The sequence below is a fragment of the Pantoea sp. SO10 genome (assembly GCF_005281435.1).
In the GTDB taxonomy this organism is placed as follows: Bacteria; Pseudomonadota; Gammaproteobacteria; order Enterobacterales; family Enterobacteriaceae; genus Pantoea; species Pantoea leporis.
In genome coordinates this window covers 1,219,584-1,242,999 of the sequence record NZ_CP040095.1, presented here as the reverse complement: position 1 = coordinate 1,242,999, position 23,416 = coordinate 1,219,584, and the positions used below count along the sequence as shown (strand labels likewise).

The following is a 23,416-nucleotide window of genomic DNA, read 5'->3' as shown; positions in this document are numbered from 1 at the left end:
GAAACGGCAACTCCACATTTCCAATCTTAATTGAGGTGAAGACATGAGACTGATCCCTTTGGCCACACCGACCCAAGTGGGTAAATGGGCTGCACGCCACATTGTTAACCGCATTAATGCGTTTAAGCCTAGCGCAGAGCGTCCCTTCGTGCTGGGTCTGCCAACCGGTGGAACACCGCTGGAAGCTTACAAGCACCTGATCGATATGCACAAAGCGGGCCAGGTTAGTTTCAAGCACGTCGTCACCTTCAACATGGATGAGTACGTTGGCCTGCCAAAAGAGCATCCGGAAAGTTACCACAGTTTCATGTACCGTAACTTTTTCGATCATGTTGATATTCAACAGCAAAATATCAATCTTCTGAATGGTAATGCCGAAGATATTGACGCAGAATGTCGCCAATACGAAGAGAAGATCCGCGCTTACGGCAAAATTAACCTGTTTATGGGCGGCGTGGGTAACGATGGTCACATCGCCTTTAACGAACCGGCTTCTTCCCTCTCCTCACGTACCCGCATCAAAACCCTGACGCACGATACGCGCATTGCAAACTCACGCTTCTTTAATGGTGATGTGGATCAGGTGCCGAAATACGCCCTGACGGTTGGTGTCGGTACGCTGCTGGATGCTGAAGAAGTGATGATTCTGGTTACCGGCCACCTGAAAGCGCAAGCGCTGCAGGCTGCGGTTGAAGGTAACGTCAACCACATGTGGACCATTAGCTGCCTGCAGCTGCATGCCAAATCTGTCGTGGTATGTGACGAGCCAGCCACCATGGAACTGAAAGTGAAAACCGTGAAATATTTCCGCGAAATGGAAGCGGAAAATATGAAAGGTGTGTGAAAACACGTTGTAACAAAACCTGCTGCTTTCAGGCAGCAGGCTTAGCCGGGAGAGAGAAACGATGTACGCATTAGTGAACGGCCGGATTTTTACTGGTCATGAAATTCTGGACAATCATGCAGTTGTGATTGCAGATGGCCTGATTGAGCGCGTGTGTCCGCGTGATGCCCTGGACGCGGCAATTGCACAGCAGGATGTGGCTGGTGCGTTTATCGCTCCTGGTTTTATTGATTTGCAGCTTAACGGCTGCGGCGGCGTGCAGTTCAATGATGACATCAATGCGTTAAGCGTTGAAACGCTGGAGATCATGCAGCGCGCCAACGAGAAATCAGGCTGCACCAGCTATTTGCCAACACTGATTACCAGCACCGATGCGCTGATGAGACGCGCAGTCGAAACCATGCGCGCCTACCTGGCTAAGCATCAGAATCAGGCAATCGGCCTGCATCTGGAAGGTCCGTGGCTGAATAAAGCTAAAAAAGGTACGCACAATCCTGAATTAATTCGCCTGCCGGATGCCGAGCTGGTGGATTTCCTCTGCGCCAATGCCGACGTCATCACTAAAGTCACGCTGGCACCTGAAAATGCGGGCAGCGAGGTGATTCGTCAGCTGCGTGATGCCGGCATCATCGTGTCAGCGGGTCACTCCAACGCGACCTATGAAGAAGCAAAAATTGGCTTCAGCGCGGGCGTCAGCTTTGCTACGCATCTCTACAATGCCATGCCAACCTTCGCTGGACGTGAGCCAGGTCTGATCGGTGCGCTGTTTGATTCGCCTGATGTATACTGCGGCATCATTGCGGATGGTTTACATGTCCATTACGCTAATGTGCGCAATGCAAAACGCATTAAAGGCGACAAACTGGTGTTAGTGACGGATGCCACAGCACCGGCGGGCGCATCGATTGATCAATTTATTTTTGCAGGCAAAACAATATACTATCGCGATGGCCTGTGCGTTGACGAGAACGGTACGCTCAGCGGTTCTGCCTTGACCATGATTGAAGCGGTGCAGAACAGCGTTGAACATTGCGGTATCGCTCTTGATGAAGCGCTGCGTATGGCGACGCTCTATCCAGCGCAGGCGATGGGTGTGGAGAAGCAGTTAGGCACGGTCGAAGCAGGAAAAGTCGCCAACCTGACTGTCTTTACCCGCGATTATCAAATCACTAAGACGTTCGTCAACGGAGACAACGTCCTCAGCGAGTAAGCATTGAATGACCACTGGCGGCCAGTCTCAAATAGGAAATGTTGATCTTGTTAAACAACTCAATAGTGCAGCCGTTTATCGGCTAATCGATCAGCAGGGGCCAATTTCGCGCATTCAGATTGCCGAACACAGTCAGCTTGCGCCCGCCAGTGTCACCAAAATTACCCGCCAGCTCATTGAGCGCGGCCTCATCAAAGAGGTGGAGCAACAAGCCTCCACCGGTGGGCGTCGCGCGATCTCCATCATTACTGAAACCCGTCATTTTCATACTATCGGCGTGCGCTTAGGGCGTAATGACGCGACCTTGACGCTGTTTGATCTGAGCGGGAAATCGCTGGCGCAGGAAGATTATCCGCTGCCCGAGCGCACGCAGGAAACGCTGGAGAACGCGCTGTTCAATGCCATCAGCGCCTTTATGGCCGCGCATCAGCGTAAGATTCATGAACTGATTGCTATCTCGGTGATTCTGCCCGGATTGGTCGATCCCATTAACGGCATCATTCGCTACATGCCGCACATCGCGGTAAGTCATTGGCCGCTGGTTTCCAGCCTGAAAAAACGCTTCAACGTCACCAGCTTTGTTGGTCATGACATCCGTAGCCTGGCGCTGGCCGAGCACTACTTCGGTGCAAGTCGCGATTGCGCAGACTCCATTCTGGTGCGTTTGCATCGCGGCACCGGTGCCGGAATCATCGCCAACGGCCACATTTTCCTCGGCAGTAACGGCAACGTGGGCGAGATTGGCCATATTCAGGTTGATCCGCTGGGTGAACGCTGCCACTGCGGTAACTTTGGCTGCCTGGAAACCATTGCGGCTAATGGCGCGATTGAAAACCGCGTACGTCATCTACTGAATCAAGGGTATCCCAGTTCATTAACGTTAAATGATTGCCTGATGCCGCAGATTTGTCGCGCCGCTAATCATGGCGACGCGCTGGCGTGCGAAGTGATTGAATATGTCGGCCGCTATTTAGGCAAGGCGATTGCTATCGCCATCAACCTGTTCAATCCGCAAAAAGTGGTGTTGGCCGGTGAAATCACTGAAGCCGATAAAGTACTGTTTCCTGCCATTGAAGGGTGTATCAATACGCAGACGCTGCCTGCCTTCCGTAAAAATCTGCCGGTGGTGCGTTCCGAGCTCGATCATCGCTCGGCGATTGGCGCCTTTGCGTTGGCAAAACGCGCAATGCTGAATGGCATTTTGCTGCAACATCTGCTGGAAGAGTAATCACCAGCCTGCTGTCAAGTAGGCCCGACCGGATGCAATCTATGACGATTAAAAGCGTAATCTGTGACATCGACGGCGTGTTGATGCATGACAATACCGCCGTTCCCGGCGCGAACGAATTTCTGCAGCGCATTCTGGCGAAGGATATGCCGTTGGTGGTGTTGACCAACTATCCTTCGCAAACCGCGCTGGATCTGGCGAACCGCTTTGCCAACGCCGGCATTGACGTACCGGATTCGGTGTTTTACACCTCGGCGATGGCCACCGCCGATTTCCTGCGCCGTCAGGAAGGGAAAAAAGCCTACGTAATTGGCGAAGGTGCGCTGATTCATGAGCTGTATAAAGCTGGCTTCACCATCACCGACGTTAATCCAGATTTCGTTATCGTCGGTGAAACGCGCTCTTTCAATTGGGAAATGATGCATAAAGCCGCTTTCTTCGTGGCCAATGGCGCCCGCTTTATCGCCACTAATCCCGATACACATGCACGCGGCTTTGTTCCTGCCTGCGGAGCACTCTGCGCCGGTATCGAAACCATCTCCGGTCGTAAACCGTTTTACGTCGGCAAACCGAGTCCGTACATCATGCGCGCGGCGTTAAACAAAATGCATGCGCATTCGGAAGAGACGGTCATTGTCGGCGATAACCTGCGGACAGACATTCTGGCAGGCTTCCAGGCGGGTCTGGAAACCATTCTGGTGCTGTCTGGCGTTTCCACACTGAGTGATATTGATGCGATGCCTTTCCGCCCGGATTGGATTTACCCATCGGTCGCCGATATCGACCTGTTCTGATTCCAGCCATTACCTCTTCTTATGGCCCTGCTTATGCAGGGCTTTTGTTTTTTCTGTGGTTATGCCTTTCTTTACCGCTCGCCTTATGCCTACAAAACGAACGATAATGCAGTTTTATTAGATGATATCTAAAATAAGCGCTTATTAATTGAATAATATTCAATATTATTTGCCCATCAACATTCTTTTTATCAAAGAATCGCAATTTTGCTTGCACTAACACCGCCATTTAGCGCATTTTCTTATACATTACGCAGCCAAGGCTGCCGGACAAACGTAGAAATAACTTCGCCACAAGGTGAGATCAGGAGTCAGTTATGTGTTCAATTTTTGGTGTGCTGGATCTGAAAAGCGATCCTATTGAGCTGCGCAAGAAAGCGCTGGAATCTTCTCGTCTGATGCGTCACCGCGGCCCGGATTGGTCAGGTGTTTATGCGGATGATAAAGCCATTCTGGTGCATGAGCGTCTGTCGATTGTTGACGTTAACAACGGCGCACAGCCGCTGTATAACGCTGACCACACCCACGTACTGGCTGTTAACGGCGAAATTTACAACCATCAGGCGCTGCGTGCTGAGTTGAGCGATCGTTACGCTTTCCAGACCGGTTCTGACTGTGAAGTGATCCTCGCGCTGTATCAGGAAAAAGGCGTCGACTTCCTCGACGAGCTGCAAGGCATGTTCGCCTTCATTCTGTGGGACAGCGTGAAGCAACAATATCTGATTGGTCGCGACCATATCGGCATTATCCCGCTGTATATGGGCAACGACGAGCACGGCAACCTGTATGTCGCTTCCGAGATGAAAGCGCTGGTGCCGGTGTGCCGCAGCATCAAAGAGTTCCCGCCGGGAAGCTACATGTCGAGCGCCGATGGTGAAATCCGTCGTTACTGGCAGCGTGACTGGATGGAATATTCCGCTGTTGAGCACAACACCACGGATGCCGCCGAGCTGAAACATGCGCTGGAAGAGTCAGTAAAAAGTCACCTGATGTCTGACGTGCCTTACGGCGTGCTGCTGTCTGGCGGTCTGGACTCATCCATCATCTCTGCCGTGACCAAACGCTTTGCAGCAAAACGCGTAGAAGATGCGGATAAGAGCGATGCATGGTGGCCGCAGTTGCACTCCTTCGCGGTTGGCCTGGAAGGTTCTCCAGACCTGAAAGCAGCGAAATCAGTCGCAGAACACCTCGGTACCGTGCACCACGAAATCCATTTCACCGTGCAGGAAGGCCTGGATGCGATCCGTGACGTGATTTACCACATCGAAACCTATGATGTGACCACCATTCGCGCCTCTACGCCGATGTATTTAATGTCGCGTAAGATCAAAGCGATGGGCATCAAAATGGTGTTGTCCGGTGAAGGTGCGGATGAAGTCTTTGGCGGCTACCTCTATTTCCATAAGGCGCCAAACGCCAAAGAATTCCACGAAGAGAACGTACGTAAACTGCTGGCTCTGCACATGTTTGACTGTGCTCGCGCCAACAAAGCGATGTCCGCCTGGGGCGTGGAAGCGCGTGTGCCGTTCCTCGACAAGAAATTCCTCGACGTGGCGATGCGCATCAACCCGGCAGACAAACTGTGCGGCAGCAACGGCAAGATGGAAAAACACATCCTGCGCGAATGTTTCTCTTCTTACCTGCCGGAGAGCGTGGCGTGGCGTCAGAAAGAGCAGTTCTCTGATGGTGTGGGCTACAGCTGGATCGATACGCTGAAAGAAGTGGCGGCGAAGCAAATCACCGACCAACAGCTGTCGACTGCGCACTTCCGCTTCCCGTACAACACGCCGAACTCGAAAGAAGCGTACCTGTATCGCGAAATCTTTGAGGAATTGTTCCCAATCGCCAGCGCCGCAGAGTGTGTGCCAGGCGGTCCGTCGGTGGCCTGTTCTTCGGCTAAAGCGATCGAGTGGGATGAAGCCTTTAAATCCATGGATGACCCTTCTGGTCGTGCCGTTGGTGTGCATCAGTCCGCGTATAAATAAGGTTTTTACTCAACAAGATATGGGGCTCATTCGAGCCCCTTTTTTATGCAATCTATCGTACAGCCTGTGAAATTAGCCGAATAAATCACCAGCCTGGTTACAAGCCAGACAAACAGGCGTTTTAAGGCGAAAAACGGCAAAAAAATTGTTGACGCTACAAGACTCAATACGCATAATGCGCCCCGCAACGCCGATGAAGGTTACGCGAAAAAGATGGCTACGTAGCTCAGCTGGTTAGAGCACATCACTCATAATGATGGGGTCACAGGTTCAAATCCCGTCGTAGCCACCATCTTTTTGCGGGAGTGGCGAAATTGGTAGACGCACTAGATTTAGGTTCTAGCGCCGCAAGGTGTGCGAGTTCAAGTCTCGCCTCCCGCACCATTTCAGTCTTCGGCAGCCGGATGGGGTATCGCCAAGCGGTAAGGCACTGGTTTTTGATACCAGCATTCCCAGGTTCGAATCCTGGTACCCCAGCCAATCCGGATTATGTTGTGGATACAAAGTCGACGAATGGGATATCGCCAAGCGGTAAGGCACCGGTTTTTGATACCGGCATTCCCTGGTTCGAATCCAGGTATCCCAGCCATCGTCGGACGCAGTAAGCAGTACAAAGGCTACGTAGCTCAGCTGGTTAGAGCACATCACTCATAATGATGGGGTCACAGGTTCAAATCCCGTCGTAGCCACCAAATTATTGGGGTGTCGCCAAGCGGTAAGGCTCTGGTTTCTGATACCAGCATTCCGGGGTTCGAATCCCTGCACCCCAGCCATAAAAAGACAATTTGATCAAACACCTATTGGGGTGTCGCCAAGCGGTAAGGCACTGGTTTCTGATACCAGCATTCCGGGGTTCGAATCCCTGCACCCCAGCCAAATTGCACAATAAAGCCCGCTTATGCGGGCTTTATTGTTTTCTGCGTTTGGCAAAGTATGGCGAGCAAACTTTCGATCAGGAGCGCATCAATACGCTCCCTACAATCACAAACCTAATGCGTAACGCAGCACCTTGCGTTTCAAGGCTCCGGCATTCTCCGCCGCAATCAGCGCCAGGTTTCGCGCAAAACGCAGCGGCGGCAGTTTATTGCTAAACGCGAAGTAGAACAGATCCATACCGCCCTGCATCAGTAAATTATCTTTGTAACGCTGACGATGATAACGCTGCAGCACAGCATCCGATGACCAGAGCTCCGCCTGGTTGCGCGCCTCGACCAGCGTCGTGATCAACGCATCCACATCCCTATAGCCCAAATTAACGCCCTGCCCGGCCAGCGGATTGATGGTGTGCGCCGCATCCCCCACCAGCGCCAATCCCGGCATCACATAACGCGTAGCATGACGTCGCACCAGCGGGAAAGAGGCCGCAGTCTTGACCTGAATACGGCCAACGCGTGCCGGGAAGTGAGCATAAATCTCTTTCTCCAGTTGCGGGAGCGGCAAACTTTGCAGCTGACGAATTCGTGCTGGCGCGTCGTACCACACCAGCGAAGCACGACGATCAAACAGCGGCAGGAAAGCGCGCGGCCCTTGCGGCGTAAACTGCTGCCAGGTGGCATCGCCCGCCTCCTGCTCGCACTCCACGCTTATCAGCATGCAGGATTGCGCATAGTTCCAGCCGCGCACGCCAATGCCCGCTAACTGACGCACACGCGAGTTGGCACCATCTGCGCCGACCACTAAACGCGCATCCAGCGTTTGGCCGTTATCGAGTTGCACCTGCCAGCCAGCGCTGTGCGGCTGCAAACCCTGCAAGCTCGCCGGGCAGATCAGTGTGATGCCCTCTTGCTGCATTTTTTCCCACAGCGCACGCTGCAGCACGCTGTTTTCCACCATAAAGCCCAGCTCGGGCAACCCAAGCGACGCCGCATCAAACTTCACATGCGCGTTTTGCCACTCCCAGGTTTCCAGCTGGCGATAGGGCGCACTGCGCATTGCCTGCACACGTTGCCAGACATCCAGTTGCTTCAGCAGCGCAACCGACGACGCACCGATGGCGGAGATACGCACATCTGGCTCGCTGCAGGCATCAAAGCTTGCCGGTTCCGCCCGTTCAATGACCGCTACGCGAAACTGCTGCTGCGCCAGGCCACACGCCAGCGCCGCACCAACCATGCCACCGCCCACGATCACCACATCAAAATGTGAATCCTGCATCGACTCTAATCCTTCTTTTTGCCGTGAAACCTTCCAGCATCACGTTGATAGCTAAAGTGTACCGGAAATTAGCAGCGCGATGCGATGCAGATGCGTGAAGCCTGGTAACAACAGCGTCGAAGCATTACAATACGCGCCCTGCACTTCGCTTGAATCAATGGCTAGTTCGATGACCAAAAAACTGCACATCAAAACCTGGGGCTGTCAGATGAATGAATACGATTCATCGAAGATGGCCGATCTGCTGAACAGCACGCACGGCTACACCCTTACCGAGGAAGCTGAAGAGGCGGACGTTCTGCTGCTCAACACCTGCTCCATCCGTGAAAAGGCGCAGGAGAAGGTTTTTGCTCTGTTAGGCCGTTGGAAAAAGCTGAAAGCGAGCAATCCCGATCTGATCATCGGCGTGGGTGGCTGCGTGGCCTCACAAGAAGGTGAACGTCTGCGCCAGCGCGCCAGTTACGTCGATATCGTCTTTGGCCCGCAGACCTTACATCGTCTGCCGGAGATGATTAACACCGTGCGCGGCAGTAAAAGCCCGGTTGTTGACATCAGCTTCCCTGAAATTGAGAAGTTTGATCGCCTGCCAGAACCGCGCGCCGATGGCCCAACCGCCTTTGTGTCGATCATGGAAGGTTGCAACAAATATTGTACTTTCTGCGTGGTGCCTTACACGCGCGGCGAGGAAGTCAGCCGTCCGAGCGACGATATTCTGCTGGAAATCGCCCAGCTTGCCGCTCAGGGCGTACGTGAAGTCAACCTGCTGGGCCAGAACGTCAACGCCTATCGCGGCGCCACCTTTGATGGCGATATCTGCACCTTTGCTGAGTTGCTGCGCTTAGTGGCGGCGATCGACGGCATTGACCGTATTCGCTTCACCACCAGCCATCCTATTGAATTTACCGATGACATCATCGAGGTTTACCGCGATACGCCCGAGCTGGCGAGCTTCCTGCATCTGCCGGTTCAGAGCGGATCAGATCGCATCCTGACGCTGATGAAGCGCGCGCACACCGCACTCGAGTACAAAGCGATTATCCGCAAGCTGAAAGCCGCACGTCCGGATATCCAGCTGAGCTCTGATTTCATCATCGGTTTCCCCGGCGAAACGCAGCAGGATTTTGAGCAGACCATGAAGCTGGTCGGTGAAGTGAATTTCGATGTCAGCTTCAGCTTTATCTACTCCATGCGCCCAGGCACGCCGGCGGCCGATCTGCCCGACGATGTGACAGAAGAGGAGAAAAAGCAGCGTCTTTTCATCCTGCAGGACCGCATCAATCAGCAGGTGATGGCGTGGAGCCGCCGCATGCTGGGCACCACGCAGCGCGTGCTGGTGGAAGGCATTTCGCGTAAGAATGTGATGGAACTGACCGGCCGCACCGATAATAACCGCGTGGTGAACTTCGAAGCACCGGTTGAAATGATCGGTAAGTTTGTTGATGTCGAAATTGTCGATGTCTATGCCAGCTCCCTGCGCGGCGTGCTGGTGCGCACCGAAGATCAAATGGCGCTCCGTGTGGCCGAAAGCCCGGCATCGGTGATTGCGCGTACCCGCAAAGAGAACGACATCGGCGTCGGACTGTTCCAGCCTTGAAACCTCGAACGTTGAGCGACAGCGCACAAAGCGCTGTCGCCTGTTTCATCCCCAGGCCCTTGCTTTCCACAAGTGCTGCCCAAATATCGACTCTGAAGCTTGCGCCAGTGCGCAGCGCCATAAATAATTTCATAAAGATGTGGAGAGATTGCTCTTCGACATCCGGCACACCTTTTCAACTGGCCCTGAGTGACCTTAAGGATTCATTTGAATATCGAAACGCGTGAAATCGCCCTTGAACCGGCAGATAACCAACGACTGATGAGCTTGTGCGGTCCGATGGATGACAATGTGAAACAGCTGGAGCGCCGTTTGGGCCTTGAAATCAAACGCCGTGACAACCAATTCACGCTTACCGGCCGCTCGCTGTGTGTGGACGCTGCCGTCAATATCCTGCGCACGCTGTATGTTGATACCGCCCCAATGCGCGGTCAGATCAAAGATATCGAACCGGACCAGATTCACCTGGCAATCAAAGAGAGCGGCGTTCTGGAACAAAGCGCTGAGAGCGTGCCGGAATTCGGCAAAGCGGTGAACATCAAAACCAAGCGTGGCGTAATCAAACCGCGTACGCCTAACCAGGCGCAATACATCGCCAATATCTTCTCGCACGACATTACCTTTGGTATCGGCCCGGCCGGTACCGGTAAAACCTATCTGGCGGTCGCTGCCGCAGTGGATGCGCTGGAGCGTCAGGAGATTCGCCGTATTCTGCTGACGCGTCCGGCGGTTGAAGCGGGTGAGAAACTCGGCTTCCTGCCCGGCGATCTCAGCCAGAAGGTCGATCCCTACCTGCGCCCGCTGTACGACGCGCTGTTCGAAATGCTCGGCTTTGAGCGCGTAGAGAAACTGATTGAGCGCAACGTGATTGAAGTGGCTCCGCTGGCCTACATGCGTGGACGCACGCTGAACGACGCCTTTGTGATTCTCGATGAGAGCCAGAACACCACTATCGAACAGATGAAGATGTTCCTGACGCGTATCGGCTTCAATTCCAAAGCGGTCATTACCGGCGACATCACGCAGATTGACTTGCCGCGCAGCACCAAATCCGGCCTGCGCCACGCCATTGAAGTGCTGGCAGAAGTCGATGAGATTAGCTTTAACTTTTTCCACAGCGAAGACGTGGTGCGTCATCCGGTTGTCGCACGCATCGTGAATGCTTATGAAGCCTGGGAAACCGCCGACCAGAAACGCCGTGATCAACAGGCAGAAGAGCGCAAACGCGAAGCTATCGCGGCTCAGCTTGCCAACCAAACCAGCCCGCAGGAGCGTTCATGAGCGCGGTGATTCTTGATTTACAACTGGCCTGCGCCGATGAAAACCATCTGCCAGCGGAGAGTGATTTTCAACGCTGGCTGGAAGCGGCGGTAATGCCGTTTCAACCGGAAAGCGAAGTCACGATTCGTCTGGTGGATGAAGCCGAGAGTAATGAGCTTAATCTGACTTATCGCGGCAAAGATAAGCCGACCAACGTGCTGTCATTCCCGTTTGAAGCACCGCCGGGAATTGAACTGCCACTGCTCGGCGATCTGATTATTTGCCGTCAGGTTGTCGAGCAAGAGGCTGCTGAACAAGGCAAAACCGTCGAAGCCCACTGGGCGCATATGGTGGTGCACGGTACTCTGCATCTGCTGGGTTACGACCATATCGAAGATGAAGAAGCCGAAGAGATGGAGGCGCTGGAGACCGAGATAATGCTTGCTCTTGGTTATCCTGATCCGTACATTTCGGAGAAAGAAGACGCCTGAGCCGCTGGTTCAGGTTATTGCGCTGCTGGCGCGGATGCCAGCAGCCCCAATCCCTCATTAGAGAGAACGAAATAAAAACGCCATGAGCGACGACCATTCTCAAAACAGCGACGCACCCAGTAGTAAAAAGGGATTTTTCTCCCTGTTAATCAACCAACTGTTTCACGGTGAACCCAAAAACCGTGATGAACTGCTGGGGTTAATCCGCGATTCTGAGCAAAAAGAGCTGATTGATCAGGACACCCGCGACATGCTCGAAGGGGTGCTGGACATTGCCGAACAGCGCGTGCGCGACATTATGATCCCTCGCTCGCAAATGATCACCCTGAAACGCAACCAAACGCTGGAAGAGTGCCTTGCGGTGATTATTGAATCCGCCCACTCACGCTTCCCGGTGATCAGCGAAGACAAAGACCACGTCGAAGGCATTTTGATGGCCAAAGACCTGCTGCCGTTTATGGCCAGCGCGTCTGAGCCGTTCAGCATGGAAAAAGTGCTGCGCACCGCCGTGGTGGTTCCTGAAAGCAAGCGCGTTGATCGCATGCTGAAGGAGTTCCGCTCGCAGCGTTATCACATGGCGATTGTCATTGACGAATTTGGTGGCGTCTCTGGTCTGGTGACCATTGAAGATATTCTTGAGCTGATTGTTGGCGAAATTGAAGATGAGTATGACGATGAAGAAGATCGTGATATCCGCCAGCTCAATCGTTACACCTATACCATGCGCGCCTTAACGCCAATTGAAGATTTTAATGAGGTCTTTGGCACCGATTTCAGCGATGACGAAGTCGATACCATTGGCGGATTGGTCATGCAGGGATTCGGCCACCTTCCCGCTCGCGGCGAAAGTATTGTCATTGATGGCTATCAGTTCAAAGTCGCCATGGCTGACAGCCGCCGTATCATCCAGGTGCATGTAAAAATTCCGGAAGACTCAACACAACCGCAACTGGAAGACGAATAACGTTATGGCTTTAGCCTCTCTTTACTCGCAGCAGCGGGTTCGCCTGCTGCTGGCGTTAATTACGGGTGCCATTGGCACCCTTTCCTTTTCCCCCTACGATTTCTGGCCTGCGGCGATAATTTCGCTGTTTGGTCTGCAACTGTTGCTGCTGGAACGTCGCACTGCGCAGGCTGCGGCAATCGGCTTCGTTTGGGGCTTTGGACTGTTTGGCAGCGGCATCAATTGGGTTTACGTCAGCATCGCCACCTTTGGCGGCATGCCCGGCCCGGTAAACATCTTGCTGGTGATTCTGCTGGCGGCTTATCTATCGCTTTATCCGATGCTGTTTGCCATCCTGCTCAACCGTTTCTGGCCGCGCGCCACAATCTGGCGATTGGCTTTAGCGGCACCCGCGCTGTGGCAGATTAGCGAATTCCTGCGCGGTTGGGTGCTCACCGGCTTTCCGTGGCTGCAGTTTGGCTACAGCCAGATTGACGGTCCGCTAAAAGGCCTCGCGCCGCTGGCCGGTGTGGAAGCCATTACCTTCCTGTTGATGGTGATCGCCGGCTTGCTGGTGCACGCGCTGCATCATCGTACCGTGAAAAGCTTGATAGCCGCCGCGCTCCTGCTGTTACTGCCGTGGCCGCTGCGCATGATGCAGTGGTATCAGCCGCTGCCGGAACGCAGCGTTGATGTTGCGATGGTGCAAGGCAATATTCCGCAGTCGATGAAGTGGGATCCGCAGCAACTGCTGAACACGCTGCGCGTTTACACCTCCTATAGCCAGCCTTTTATCGGCAAAGCACCGATCATTATCTGGCCCGAATCAGCGATTACCGATCTGGAAAGCAACCAGCAGCCGTTCCTGCGGGCGCTGGATGCTGACCTGCGCGCGCGCGGCAGCTCACTGATTACCGGTATCGTGGATTCTCGCGTGGAAGGCGATAATCGCTATCACGACTACAACTCGGTGATTGTGCTGGGTGGCGAGCAGCCGTACAGCTATCAAAGCCAGAACCGCTATCAGAAGAATCATCTGGTACCATTTGGTGAGTTTGTGCCGCTGGAAGCGTTGCTGCGTCCGCTGGCGCCGTTCTTCGACTTGCCGATGTCCTCCTTCAGCCGTGGCGCCTATGTCCAGCCGCAGCTGAAAGTAGCGGGTTATAACCTGACCAGCGCTATCTGCTATGAGATCGTGCTGGGCGAACAAGTGCGCGCCAACTTCCGCCCCGATACCAACTTCCTGCTGACCGTCTCCAACGATGCCTGGTTCGGTCACTCCATCGGGCCGTGGCAGCATTTCCAGATGGCGCGCATGCGTGCGCTGGAGCTGGGACGTCCGTTACTGCGCTCCACCAATAACGGTGTCACAGCGGTAGTGAATGCCAACGGTGAAGTGGAGAAGGAGCTGCCGCAGTTCACGCGGGATGTATTGGAAGCCAAAGTCACGCCAACCACGGGTGAAACGCCGTATGCGAAAGCGGGCATCTGGCCAGTGTGGCTAGTGACGTTGATTAGCATCGTGGTGGCCATTCTGCGCCGTCGCCATTAGTTCAGGCAGCTATGCAAACAGGCGAAGTGAATACTTCGCCTTTTTTATGCGCTGTTTTCTCTTCCTTCCGTGGTGCTTTCCCCGATTCTCTGCTGGCTTTTTACACTTCTTCATCGTGCTGGCACGATCATTGCTATTTATTTCAGTGATTTTCGTAAACATCGGCTTTTGTCAGCGTAGTGCAACCTTTACGCACTAATTTATGGCAATGATGCGCACTCTATTAGCGCATCGGGGAATTTTTGCCTTTTATTGGTGCGGAGCGGCTCGCAAAAAAGAAACTTTTTTGTTTCATTGCGTTAACAATTCGCTATGTTAATCACTATCCTGCGTGCGGTTGCGCTATGGGATAACAAAAAAAGCAGCACGAAATACACACAACATCACAATCTGCGCAGTTTATGTTCTGCGCGACATCCATACGAAGGAGTTGGAACATGCAGATACGCAAAGTGGCATTATCTCTTTTGCTGTTGGGAGCAGCAGCGGGAGCGGCCCAGGCGGAAGATCTCACCGGTACCCTGAAAAAAATCAATGATAGCGGCGTGATCGTCGTTGGGCATCGTGAATCATCAGTTCCCTTTTCTTACTATGACAACCAGCAAAAAGTGGTTGGCTATTCACAGGATTATTCAAACGCCATCATCGCGGCTATTAAAGCCAAACTGAATAAGCCTGATTTGCAGATCAAAATGCTGCCGATTACTTCGCAGAACCGTATTCCTCTGTTGCAGAACGGAACTTACGATTTTGAGTGCGGTTCTACCACCAACAACCTGGAGCGCCAGAAGCAAGCGGCATTCTCTGACACCGTGTTCATCATCGGTACGCGTCTACTGGTGAAAAAAGGCGGCGACATCAAAGATTTCCCTGATCTGAAGGGTAAAACCGTTGTCGTGACCTCCGGTACCACTTCAGAAGTTCTGCTGCACAAACTGAACGACGAGCAAAAAATGGATATGCGCATCATCAGCGCGAAAGATCATGGCGATTCTTTCCGTACGCTGGAAACCGGTCGTGCTGTGGCCTTCATGATGGATGACGCGCTGCTGGCAGGTGAACGTGCCAAAGCCAAGAAGCCAGACAACTGGGACATCGTGGGTACACCGCAGTCGAAAGAAGCTTACGGCTGCATGCTGCGTAATCAGGATCCACAGTTCAAACAGCTGATGGATGAAACCATTGCTAAAGCGCAAACCTCTGGCGAAGCCTCAAAATGGTTTGAAACCTGGTTCAAAAAACCGATTCCACCGAAGAATCTGAACCTGAACTTCGAACTCTCAAGCGATATGCAGGCCCTGTTCAAAGCACCGAACGACAAAGCACTCTGAATTAACAACGACAACAAGGGCAGCCCCGCAGCCCTCTCGATTGCTGAACATGCGGTGCGGACAGACAGACTGTAACAGGCCGTTCCCCTGAAGCAGGATGCAAGACACCGCTCAACAATCTTATGGGTAGCCTCGCTACCCTTTTTTTACCGGAGCTCGTTATGGGTATCGATTGGAACTGGGGCATTTTTCTTGAACAGGCCCCGTTCGGCAATACGACTTACCTCGGCTGGCTGTGGTCCGGTTTTCAGGTCACCATTACGGTGTCCTGCTGCGCCTGGATTATCGCCTTCCTGGTAGGTTCCTTATTTGGCATTCTGCGTACCGTGCCCAACCGCCTGTTGGCGGCAATTGGCACCTGCTACGTGGAGCTATTCCGTAATATCCCGCTGATTGTGCAGTTCTTCTTCTGGTATCTGGTTGCGCCAGAACTGGTGGGCGAAAAGCTGGGCATGTGGTTTAAGTCGGAATTGGATCCCAATATTCAGTTCTTCATCTCCTCGACGATTTGCCTTGGTTTGTTCACCGCAGCGCGCGTCTGTGAACAGGTACGCGCGGCGATTCAGTCGCTGCCACGCGGTCAGAAAAATGCCGGCCTGGCGATGGGCCTGACGCTGCCGCAAACTTATCGCTATGTGCTGCTGCCGAATGCCTATCGCGTGATTGTGCCGCCGATGACGTCGGAAATGCTTAATCTGGTGAAGAACTCGGCGATCGCCTCAACCATCGGACTGGTGGATATGGCGGCGCAGGCCGGCAAGCTGCTGGATTACTCCGCGCATGCCTATGAATCCTTTACCGCCATCACTCTGGCGTACGTCGGCATTAACCTGGTCATCATGCTGATTATGAGTGTGGTAGAACGCAAAATTCGCCTGCCTGGCAATATGGGAGGCAAATAATGTACGAGTTTGACTGGAGTTCAATTGTTCCCAGCCTGCCTTACTTGTGGAATGGGTTGATCATTACCTTCAAGATCACCGCGATTGCCGTGGTGTTTGGCATTATCTGGGGCACGATTTTGGCGGTGATGCGCTTGTCGCCGATTGCGCCGATACGCTGGTTTGCCAAGCTGTACGTCAACCTGTTCCGCTCCGTACCCTTGGTGATGGTGCTGCTGTGGTTCTATTTGGTGGTGCCCGCCTTCCTGCAACAGGTGCTGGGCTTATCGCCTAAATCAGATATCCGCCTGATTTCTGCCATGGTGGCATTTGCGCTCTTTGAGGCCGCGTACTACTCGGAAATCATCCGCGCCGGTATTCAGAGCATCTCACGCGGGCAGTCCAATGCCGCGCTGGCGCTCGGCATGACGCACTGGCAATCGATGAAACTGATCGTATTGCCGCAGGCGTTCCGCGCCATGGTGCCGCTGCTGCTGACGCAGGGCATCGTGCTGTTCCAGGATACCTCGCTGGTGTATGTACTGAGCCTGGCCGATTTCTTCCGCACCGCTTCAACCATAGGTGAGCGTGACGGAACCCAGGTTGAAATGATTTTGTTTGCTGGTCTGGTCTACTTTGTGATCAGCCTGAGCGCTTCGCTGTTGGTTACCTATCTGAAAAGAAAGAGGACGGTTTAAATGATTAGCCTGAAAAATGTTTCAAAGTGGTATGGGCACTTTCAGGTGCTGACCGACTGCTCCACCGAAGTGAAAAAAGGTGAAGTGGTAGTGGTCTGCGGTCCGTCTGGCTCAGGTAAATCAACGCTGATTAAAACCGTGAACGGCCTGGAGCCGATTCAAAAGGGCAGCATTCAGGTGACCGGCACCGAAGTGAACAACAAAAAAACCAACCTCGCTCAATTGCGTAGCAAAGTGGGCATGGTGTTCCAGCATTTCGAGCTGTTCCCTCATCTCAGCATCATCGAGAACCTGACGCTGGCGCAGGTCAAAGTGCTGAAGCGTGATAAAGCGGCCTCGCGTGAGAAAGCGCAGGGCTTGCTAAAACGCGTTGGGCTCTCTGCGCACGCGGATAAGTTTCCTGGCCAGCTTTCCGGCGGCCAGCAGCAGCGCGTAGCAATCGCGCGTGCGTTGTGCATGGATCCGGTGGCGATGCTGTTTGATGAGCCGACGTCAGCGCTTGATCCTGAAATGATCAACGAAGTGTTAGACGTGATGGTTGAGCTGGCGAATGAAGGCATGACCATGATGGTGGTAACGCATGAAATGGGCTTTGCGCGCAAAGTCGCTAACCGCGTGATCTTTATGGATGAAGGGAAAATTATTGAAGACACCAATAAGGATGACTTCTTTAACAATCCGCAATCCGATCGTGCGAAAGACTTCCTGGCGAAGATCCTGCACTGATTAGCGCAATAAATCGCGCCGCTACGATAAGTGCTCGTACCCGTAGCGGCGCGATTCATCGCGCGGGGTTATTCATTCATAAAATCAGGGTTCAAACGGCTGGCGCTGGAACTGATCGTGCCCGCACTCCGGGCAGCGCGTTAAGCTCTCTGGCGTATAAATCGCCCGCGTGAAGCCGCACTTCTCACAGACTAAATTCCCCAGCCCCACCACTTCACCGCTCTGGTAGACGCCGTGATGGCGCAAATCCTGAAACACTTCACGCCACTCGAGCTGACTTTTATCGGTGATATCCGCCAGCTCTTTCCACAGGCTTTCACGAATCACGCGCAAAAACACTGAATCGCCGACCACATCAGAAGACTCCTGATAGCTCAGCGCAAACTCGTGTAAATCGCGCCGCACGGCGCGCATCACTTCATTGACCTCGGCGGGTGACAACGTTTTTTTCGCCAGCAAACTTTGCCGCGCCTCGGCCACCAACGCATCAACATCGCGCTCGCCATGATCCAATCGTTGGGATAATGCTTCAATCGTTGCACGGTATTCCTGCGCCACGTTATTCATTTTATTCTCCTTTCCGCTGCGGATACTGCTATTAAGTTTAGCGGTTTTGTCACAATTGCATCGGCAGCAACCTAAGAAATCACAAAAGGGTGAAAGCGGCGGCGCATTCGGCAGAAATCCGGCCGGCGAGGGCGTGAAAAGTTGTTGATGCGCAGCCTTATGGGTATGCTATGCGGATCTAAAAGTATGCTTAGCGATTTTCACAAAGGACCACAGGCAGCCATGCAAGAGCAATACCGCCCGGAAGAGATAGAATCCCGCGTCCAACAACACTGGGACGAAAACGAAACCTTTAAAGTGACCGAGCAGGAAGGCAAAGAGAAATATTATTGCCTTTCGATGCTGCCCTATCCTTCTGGCCGCCTGCACATGGGGCACGTGCGTAATTACACCATTGGCGATGTGATTGCGCGTTACCAGCGTATGCTCGGCAAAAACGTTCTGCAGCCAATTGGCTGGGATGCGTTTGGTCTGCCAGCCGAAGGCGCTGCGGTGAAAAACAACACCGCGCCGGCGCCGTGGACGTACGACAACATCGCTTACATGAAGAACCAGCTGAAATTACTGGGTTTTGGCTATGACTGGAGCCGCGAACTGGCGACCTGCCAGCCAGAATACTATCGCTGGGAACAGTGGTTCTTCACTAAGCTGTATGAAAAAGACATGGTCTATAAAAAGACCTCGGCGGTGAACTGGTGCCCGAACGATCAGACCGTGCTGGCCAACGAACAGGTTATCGACGGCTGCTGCTGGCGCTGTGATACCAAAGTTGAGCGCAAAGAGATCCCACAGTGGTTCGTCAAAATCACCGCCTATGCGGAAGAGCTGCTCAACGATCTCGATAAGCTGGAAGATTGGCCGGAGCAGGTCAAAACCATGCAGCGCAACTGGATTGGCCGCTCTGAAGGCGTGGAAATCACCTTTGACGTTGCCAACAGCGCTGAGAAGCTGACCGTTTACACCACCCGTCCAGACACCTTTATGGGTGCAACTTATGTGGCGGTTGCCGCAGGTCACCCACTGGCGCAGCAAGCAGCTGCCACTAATCCTGCGCTGGCTGAATTTATCGACGAATGCCGTACCACCAAAGTCGCCGAAGCCGACATGGCAACGATGGAGAAGAAAGGCGTGGCCACCGGCCTGTTCGCTATCCATCCGCTGACCGGTGAAGAAATTCCGGTGTGGGTCGCTAACTTCGTGCTGATGGAATACGGCACCGGCGCGGTAATGGCTGTTCCAGGCCACGATCAGCGTGACTGGGAGTTCGCTACCAAGTACAACCTGAACATTAAGCCGGTGATCCTGAATCTCGACGGTTCTGAACCGGACCTGAGTGCTGCCGCGATGACCGAAAAAGGCGCGCTGTTCAACTCGGGTGAATACAACGGTCTGGATCATCAGGCGGGCTTTAACGCCATCGCCGATGCGCTGGCTGCCAAAGGCGTGGGCGTGCGTAAAGTCAATTACCGTCTGCGCGACTGGGGCGTTTCCCGTCAACGTTACTGGGGCGCGCCAATTCCAATGGTGACGTTGGAAGATGGCACCGTGATGCCAACGCCAGAAGATCAGTTGCCGGTCATCCTGCCAGAAGACGTGGTGATGGATGGTATCACCAGCCCAATCAAAGCCGATCCTGAGTGGGCCAAAACCACCGTTAATGGCCAGCCTGCGCTGCGTGAAACCGACACCTTTGACACCTTTATGGAGTCATCCTGGTACTACGCGCGTTATACCTGCGCCAACTACCATGAAGGCATGCTGGATCCGGCGGCGGCAAACTACTGGTTGCCGGTCGATCAGTATGTTGGCGGTATCGAACACGCCATCATGCACCTGATGTATTTCCGCTTCTATCACAAGCTGCTGCGTGATGCTGGCCTGGTGAACTCTGATGAGCCGGCCAAACGCCTGCTGTGTCAGGGCATGGTGCTGGCTGATGCGTTCTACTACCTCGGCGTGAACGGCGAGCGTAACTGGGTTTCTCCGGTTGACGTGACCGTAGAACGCGACGAGAAAGGCCGCATTATCAAAGCCACCGACAACGAAGGTCGTGAAGTGATTTACGCCGGCATGAGCAAAATGTCGAAGTCGAAAAACAACGGCATCGATCCCCAGCTGATGGTTGAGCGTTACGGTGCAGATACCGTTCGTCTGTTCATGATGTTTGCTTCGCCAGCAGAGATGACGCTGGAGTGGCAGGAATCGGGTGTTGAAGGTGCTAACCGTTTCCTGAAGCGCGTATGGAAACTGGCTTACGAGCACATTGCGAAAGGCGCGACCGTGGCACTGGACGTCAATAACCTGAATGACGACCAGAAAGCGCTGCGTCGCGATCTGCACAAAACCATCGCCAAAGTGGCCGATGATGTGGGGCGTCGTCAGACGTTCAACACCGCCATCGCTGCCATTATGGAGCTGATGAACAAACTGATCCGTGCCCCGCAGGAGAGCGAGCAAGATCGCGCGCTGCTGCAGGAAGCGCTGGTCGCGGTGACGCGTCTGCTCTATCCATTCACCCCGCACGCCAGCTATGTATTGTGGCAAGCGCTGGGCGGCGAAGGCAGCATCGACGAAGCCAGCTGGCCGGTAGCCGATGAAGCGGCCATGGTGGAAGATTCGCTGCTGGTGGTGGTGCAGGTGAATGGCAAAGTGCGCGGCAAGATTACCGTTGCGCCGGATGCCACGCAGGAGCAGGTGCAGGCGCGTGCTGCGCAGGAGCATTTGGTGGCGAAATATCTGGATGGCGTCACCATTCGTAAAGTGATTTATGTCCCTGGCAAACTGCTTAACCTGGTCGTAGGTTAAGTTCAGGAGGAACTGTGCGACAACTGATTATCAGGCTGTTTGTCCTGCTTGCGGTAGTGATTACCGCAGGCTGTGGTTTCCACCCGCGCGGCACCACCTCGGTGCCGAGTGAGATGAAAACCCTTATCGTCCAGAGCGGCGATCCCTATGGCCCACTGGCACGTGCCGTGCGCCAGCAGCTGCGCATCAACAATGTCACCATCATTGAAGACAGCAAAGCGGCCAGCGCCAAATACCCAACGCTGCGTCTGGGTGCTGAAGGCCAGGGACGTGATACCGCATCGGTGTTTATCAGCGGTACCACCGCGGAATACTCGCTGGTAATGACGGTCACCGCACAGGTTCTGCTGCCGGGTAAAGGTATCTACCCGATCAGCACCACCGTGTATCGTTCTTTCTTCGACAACCCGAACGCCGCACTGGCGAAGGATGCCGAGCAGGATATGATTGTGCAGGAGATGCGTCAGCGCGCGTCCGAGCAGTTAGTACGTAAACTGCTGACCGTGCATGCCGCGCAGGAAAGCAACAAAGATACTTTGCCGCAGCCTGAGACGATTGCACCGGGACAGAACTCACCGGAAGTGTCCTCTTCGTCAGCTACCAGTCTGCAATGATCAGGATTTATCCTGAACAACTGAGCGCGCAGCTTCGAGAGGTGCTGCGCGCCTGTTATTTTCTCACCGGTAATGAACCTCTGCTGATTCAGGAAAGCGCGGATGCAATCCGTGCTACCGCCAGCGCACAGGGATTTGAAGAGCACTTCAGCGTTACCATTGATGCGCAAACCGATTGGGATGCGATCTTCGTTAGCTGTCAATCGCTCAGCCTGTTTACCCAACGCCAAACCCTGACGCTGCAACTGCCCGAAAACGGCCCCAATGCCGCTATCGCCGAGCAGTTAGTGAAACTCTCCACGCTGCTGCACAGCGATATTTTGCTGGTGCTGCGCCTGGCGAAACTGACCAAAGCGCAGGAGAACAGCGCCTGGTTCAAAGCGCTGAGTACGCAGGCGGTAATGGTTCCGTGCCAGACGCCTGAACAGACACAGCTGCCGCGCTGGGTGGCGAGTCGCGCCAAAACGATGAAACTCAGCGTAGATGATGCGGCGATCCAGCTGCTTTGCTACTGCTACGAAGGGAATCTGCTGGCGCTGTCGCAGGCGCTGGAACGCTTATCGCTGCTGTGGCCGGATGGCAAATTAACGCTGCCGCGCGTGGAAGCCGCCGTCAACGATGCTGCGCACTTTACCCCGTTCCATTGGGTGGATGCATTGCTGGCAGGGAAAAGTAAACGCGCCCTGCACATCCTGCATCAGCTGGAAAAAGAGGACAGCGAAGCGGTGATTCTACTGCGCACGCTGCAACGCGATTTACTCACGCTGCTGCACCTGCAGCGGAATCAGGCGAAACAAGCGCTGCGCACGCTGATGGATCAGCAACGTATCTGGCAAAACCGTCGCGCGCTGTTTACTGAAGCCTTGCAGCGCCTTGATGCTCAGCGTTTACAGCGCGCGGTGCATTTGCTGGCAGAGCTGGAACTCAGCATGAAGCAGGATTACGGACAAAACCTGTGGCCGCAGCTGGAAACGCTGTCGCTGCTGCTGTGTCACCGCGATTTCCCACTGAGCTTTACCGATGTCTAAACTCTACGCCCTGTTTGGCGGCACCTTCGATCCGATTCACTACGGCCATTTGCGCCCGGTAGAAGCGCTGGCACAGCAAGTGGGATTAAAAAAGGTCACGCTGCTGCCGAACAACGTGCCGCCGCATCGCCCGCAGCCGGAAGCCAGTGCGCAACAGCGCGTTGAGATGCTGCGCTGTGCTATTGCCGATCGCCCACTGTTTGATATCGATACGCGCGAACTGGCGCGTGCAACGCCGTCCTGGACGGTCGCCACGCTGGAAGCACTGCGTGCGGAACGCGGCCCAGAACAGCCCCTCGGGTTTATCATTGGTCAGGATTCTCTGCTAACGTTAGCCAAATGGCATCGCTGGCAGGATATATTGTCGCTGTGTCATTTGCTGGTGTGTAAGCGTCCAGGTTACGCCACGCAGATGGAGACGCCAGAGATGCAGCAGTGGCTTGATAAGCATCTCGCCGATGATGTGCAGCAACTCCATCACGCACCGGCGGGACATATCTGGCTGGCGGATACGCCGCTGTTCGACATTTCCGCCACCGAAATCCGTCAGCGCCGCCATGCGGGCATCTCCTGCGCGGATTTACTGCCAGATGCAGTGATCGGTTACATCGATAGCGTTGGCTTATATCGCAGCTAAAGGCAGCATGCTATACTGCGCCGCTTCATTTTCGGCTACCTTTCTCGCATCGTTAGCCCGTCCGTAATCACCTG

General features: G+C 54.1%; 20 protein-coding genes and 7 tRNA genes. 25 read left to right on the top strand and 2 right to left on the bottom strand.

What is annotated here, in order from left to right; translation table 11 throughout:
* The first annotated feature begins 43 nt into the window (after nucleotides 1-43).
* The 12 genes from nagB to FCN45_RS05665 all read left to right on the top strand — a co-directional run bounded on the left by nagB (nucleotide 44) and on the right by FCN45_RS05665 (nucleotide 6,937).
* A complete protein-coding gene (nagB, locus tag FCN45_RS05720; RefSeq protein ID WP_110865725.1) occupies nucleotides 44-844 on the top strand; it encodes a glucosamine-6-phosphate deaminase in 801 nt (266 codons plus the stop codon).
* Between the two features lie 61 nt (nucleotides 845-905).
* Nucleotides 906-2,054 (top strand): N-acetylglucosamine-6-phosphate deacetylase, encoded by a 1,149-nt coding sequence (gene nagA, locus FCN45_RS05715; protein ID WP_137385371.1) that lies wholly within the window; start codon nucleotides 906-908, stop codon nucleotides 2,052-2,054.
* A 7-nt stretch (nucleotides 2,055-2,061) separates the two neighbouring features.
* On the top strand, nucleotides 2,062-3,282 hold the full coding sequence (locus FCN45_RS05710; RefSeq protein WP_137385370.1) for an N-acetylglucosamine repressor: 1,221 nt from the start codon (nucleotides 2,062-2,064) through the stop codon (nucleotides 3,280-3,282).
* A 41-nt stretch (nucleotides 3,283-3,323) separates the two neighbouring features.
* Complete coding sequence (locus FCN45_RS05705) at nucleotides 3,324-4,076, top strand: HAD-IIA family hydrolase (RefSeq protein ID WP_036649098.1); 753 nt, start codon at nucleotides 3,324-3,326, stop codon at nucleotides 4,074-4,076.
* A gap of 317 nt (nucleotides 4,077-4,393) precedes the next feature.
* Nucleotides 4,394-6,061 (top strand): asparagine synthase B, encoded by a 1,668-nt coding sequence (asnB, locus tag FCN45_RS05700; protein ID WP_008107047.1) that lies wholly within the window; start codon nucleotides 4,394-4,396, stop codon nucleotides 6,059-6,061.
* Between the two features lie 215 nt (nucleotides 6,062-6,276).
* Nucleotides 6,277-6,353: transfer RNA gene (locus FCN45_RS05695), tRNA-Met, on the top strand.
* 7 nt (nucleotides 6,354-6,360) lie between these two features.
* Nucleotides 6,361-6,445 (top strand) — tRNA-Leu (locus FCN45_RS05690).
* Nucleotides 6,446-6,466: 21 nt separating this feature from the next.
* A tRNA-Gln gene (locus FCN45_RS05685) sits at nucleotides 6,467-6,541 on the top strand.
* Nucleotides 6,542-6,575: 34 nt separating this feature from the next.
* Nucleotides 6,576-6,650 (top strand) — tRNA-Gln (locus FCN45_RS05680).
* A 26-nt stretch (nucleotides 6,651-6,676) separates the two neighbouring features.
* A tRNA-Met gene (locus tag FCN45_RS05675) sits at nucleotides 6,677-6,753 on the top strand.
* Between the two features lie 6 nt (nucleotides 6,754-6,759).
* Nucleotides 6,760-6,834: transfer RNA gene (locus FCN45_RS05670), tRNA-Gln, on the top strand.
* A gap of 28 nt (nucleotides 6,835-6,862) precedes the next feature.
* Nucleotides 6,863-6,937, top strand: a tRNA-Gln gene (locus tag FCN45_RS05665).
* Between the two features lie 105 nt (nucleotides 6,938-7,042).
* Here the strand turns inward: FCN45_RS05665 and ubiF are convergent.
* Nucleotides 7,043-8,215 (bottom strand): 3-demethoxyubiquinol 3-hydroxylase, encoded by a 1,173-nt coding sequence (gene ubiF / locus FCN45_RS05660; protein WP_137385369.1) that lies wholly within the window; start codon nucleotides 8,213-8,215, stop codon nucleotides 7,043-7,045.
* Between the two features lie 169 nt (nucleotides 8,216-8,384).
* Here ubiF and miaB point away from each other — a divergent pair, with 169 nt between their 5' ends.
* The 9 genes from miaB to FCN45_RS05615 all read left to right on the top strand — a co-directional run bounded on the left by miaB (nucleotide 8,385) and on the right by FCN45_RS05615 (nucleotide 17,691).
* Entirely contained in the window at nucleotides 8,385-9,809 is a 1,425-nt protein-coding gene (gene miaB, locus FCN45_RS05655) for a tRNA (N6-isopentenyl adenosine(37)-C2)-methylthiotransferase MiaB (protein ID WP_101763242.1), read from the top strand.
* 207 nt (nucleotides 9,810-10,016) lie between these two features.
* Entirely contained in the window at nucleotides 10,017-11,090 is a 1,074-nt protein-coding gene (locus FCN45_RS05650) for a PhoH family protein (RefSeq protein WP_137385368.1), read from the top strand.
* Nucleotides 11,087-11,560 carry an rRNA maturation RNase YbeY gene (ybeY, locus tag FCN45_RS05645; protein ID WP_137385367.1) on the top strand — a complete coding sequence of 158 codons (474 nt, stop codon included), beginning with the start codon at nucleotides 11,087-11,089 and terminating at the stop codon, nucleotides 11,558-11,560. Before FCN45_RS05650 ends, ybeY begins: the two co-directional genes overlap by 4 nt.
* Before the next feature lie 82 nt (nucleotides 11,561-11,642).
* The gene (gene corC, locus FCN45_RS05640) at nucleotides 11,643-12,524 is read left to right on the top strand and encodes a CNNM family magnesium/cobalt transport protein CorC (protein WP_137385366.1); all 882 of its coding nucleotides are present in this window, start codon (nucleotides 11,643-11,645) and stop codon (nucleotides 12,522-12,524) included.
* A 4-nt stretch (nucleotides 12,525-12,528) separates the two neighbouring features.
* The gene (gene lnt, locus FCN45_RS05635; protein WP_137385365.1) at nucleotides 12,529-14,055 is read left to right on the top strand and encodes an apolipoprotein N-acyltransferase; all 1,527 of its coding nucleotides are present in this window, start codon (nucleotides 12,529-12,531) and stop codon (nucleotides 14,053-14,055) included.
* 437 nt (nucleotides 14,056-14,492) lie between these two features.
* Nucleotides 14,493-15,386, top strand: a complete 894-nt coding sequence (locus FCN45_RS05630) for a glutamate/aspartate ABC transporter substrate-binding protein (protein ID WP_101763246.1) — start codon at nucleotides 14,493-14,495, stop codon at nucleotides 15,384-15,386.
* Nucleotides 15,387-15,547: 161 nt separating this feature from the next.
* Nucleotides 15,548-16,288 carry an amino acid ABC transporter permease gene (locus tag FCN45_RS05625; protein WP_137385364.1) on the top strand — a complete coding sequence of 247 codons (741 nt, stop codon included), beginning with the start codon at nucleotides 15,548-15,550 and terminating at the stop codon, nucleotides 16,286-16,288.
* Nucleotides 16,288-16,965 carry a glutamate/aspartate ABC transporter permease GltK gene (gltK, locus tag FCN45_RS05620; protein ID WP_101763247.1) on the top strand — a complete coding sequence of 226 codons (678 nt, stop codon included), beginning with the start codon at nucleotides 16,288-16,290 and terminating at the stop codon, nucleotides 16,963-16,965. Before FCN45_RS05625 ends, gltK begins: the two co-directional genes overlap by 1 nt.
* On the top strand, nucleotides 16,966-17,691 hold the full coding sequence (locus tag FCN45_RS05615; RefSeq protein ID WP_008103661.1) for an amino acid ABC transporter ATP-binding protein: 726 nt from the start codon (nucleotides 16,966-16,968) through the stop codon (nucleotides 17,689-17,691).
* An 84-nt stretch (nucleotides 17,692-17,775) separates the two neighbouring features.
* Here FCN45_RS05615 and FCN45_RS05610 read toward each other — a convergent pair whose 3' ends face one another.
* Entirely contained in the window at nucleotides 17,776-18,258 is a 483-nt protein-coding gene (locus FCN45_RS05610) for a zinc ribbon-containing protein (RefSeq protein ID WP_007890691.1), read from the bottom strand.
* A gap of 222 nt (nucleotides 18,259-18,480) precedes the next feature.
* On the opposite strand from FCN45_RS05610, the gene leuS reads away from it, so the two are divergent.
* Genes leuS through nadD form a run of 4 tightly spaced genes read left to right on the top strand, consistent with a single transcriptional unit; the run spans nucleotide 18,481 to nucleotide 23,342 of the window.
* Nucleotides 18,481-21,063 carry a leucine--tRNA ligase gene (gene leuS / locus FCN45_RS05605; RefSeq protein ID WP_137385363.1) on the top strand — a complete coding sequence of 861 codons (2,583 nt, stop codon included), beginning with the start codon at nucleotides 18,481-18,483 and terminating at the stop codon, nucleotides 21,061-21,063.
* 14 nt (nucleotides 21,064-21,077) lie between these two features.
* Nucleotides 21,078-21,677, top strand: a complete 600-nt coding sequence (gene lptE / locus FCN45_RS05600) for an LPS assembly lipoprotein LptE (RefSeq protein WP_110865718.1) — start codon at nucleotides 21,078-21,080, stop codon at nucleotides 21,675-21,677.
* Nucleotides 21,674-22,705 carry a DNA polymerase III subunit delta gene (holA, locus tag FCN45_RS05595; RefSeq protein ID WP_137385362.1) on the top strand — a complete coding sequence of 344 codons (1,032 nt, stop codon included), beginning with the start codon at nucleotides 21,674-21,676 and terminating at the stop codon, nucleotides 22,703-22,705. The genes lptE and holA overlap by 4 nt, the downstream gene beginning before the upstream one ends.
* Nucleotides 22,698-23,342, top strand: coding sequence for a nicotinate-nucleotide adenylyltransferase (gene nadD / locus FCN45_RS05590; protein WP_137385361.1), 645 nt, complete (start codon nucleotides 22,698-22,700; stop codon nucleotides 23,340-23,342). Before holA ends, nadD begins: the two co-directional genes overlap by 8 nt.
* The last annotated feature ends 74 nt before the right edge of the window (nucleotides 23,343-23,416 follow it).

Bases quoted from the DNA above. Each gene is read 5' to 3' on its own strand.
- nagB (WP_110865725.1), top strand. From the start codon at position 44: ATGAGACTGATCCCTTTGGCCACACCGACCCAAGTGGGTAAATGGGCT.
- nagA (WP_137385371.1), top strand. From the start codon at position 906: ATGTACGCATTAGTGAACGGCCGGATTTTTACTGGTCATGAAATTCTG.
- FCN45_RS05710 (WP_137385370.1), top strand. From the start codon at position 2,062: ATGACCACTGGCGGCCAGTCTCAAATAGGAAATGTTGATCTTGTTAAA.
- FCN45_RS05705 (WP_036649098.1), top strand. From the start codon at position 3,324: ATGACGATTAAAAGCGTAATCTGTGACATCGACGGCGTGTTGATGCAT.
- asnB (WP_008107047.1), top strand. From the start codon at position 4,394: ATGTGTTCAATTTTTGGTGTGCTGGATCTGAAAAGCGATCCTATTGAG.
- ubiF (WP_137385369.1), bottom strand. From the start codon at position 8,215: ATGCAGGATTCACATTTTGATGTGGTGATCGTGGGCGGTGGCATGGTT.
- miaB (WP_101763242.1), top strand. From the start codon at position 8,385: ATGACCAAAAAACTGCACATCAAAACCTGGGGCTGTCAGATGAATGAA.
- ybeY (WP_137385367.1), top strand. From the start codon at position 11,087: ATGAGCGCGGTGATTCTTGATTTACAACTGGCCTGCGCCGATGAAAAC.
- corC (WP_137385366.1), top strand. From the start codon at position 11,643: ATGAGCGACGACCATTCTCAAAACAGCGACGCACCCAGTAGTAAAAAG.
- lnt (WP_137385365.1), top strand. From the start codon at position 12,529: ATGGCTTTAGCCTCTCTTTACTCGCAGCAGCGGGTTCGCCTGCTGCTG.
- FCN45_RS05630 (WP_101763246.1), top strand. From the start codon at position 14,493: ATGCAGATACGCAAAGTGGCATTATCTCTTTTGCTGTTGGGAGCAGCA.
- FCN45_RS05625 (WP_137385364.1), top strand. From the start codon at position 15,548: ATGGGTATCGATTGGAACTGGGGCATTTTTCTTGAACAGGCCCCGTTC.
- gltK (WP_101763247.1), top strand. From the start codon at position 16,288: ATGTACGAGTTTGACTGGAGTTCAATTGTTCCCAGCCTGCCTTACTTG.
- FCN45_RS05615 (WP_008103661.1), top strand. From the start codon at position 16,966: ATGATTAGCCTGAAAAATGTTTCAAAGTGGTATGGGCACTTTCAGGTG.
- FCN45_RS05610 (WP_007890691.1), bottom strand. From the start codon at position 18,258: ATGAATAACGTGGCGCAGGAATACCGTGCAACGATTGAAGCATTATCC.
- leuS (WP_137385363.1), top strand. From the start codon at position 18,481: ATGCAAGAGCAATACCGCCCGGAAGAGATAGAATCCCGCGTCCAACAA.
- holA (WP_137385362.1), top strand. From the start codon at position 21,674: ATGATCAGGATTTATCCTGAACAACTGAGCGCGCAGCTTCGAGAGGTG.
- nadD (WP_137385361.1), top strand. From the start codon at position 22,698: ATGTCTAAACTCTACGCCCTGTTTGGCGGCACCTTCGATCCGATTCAC.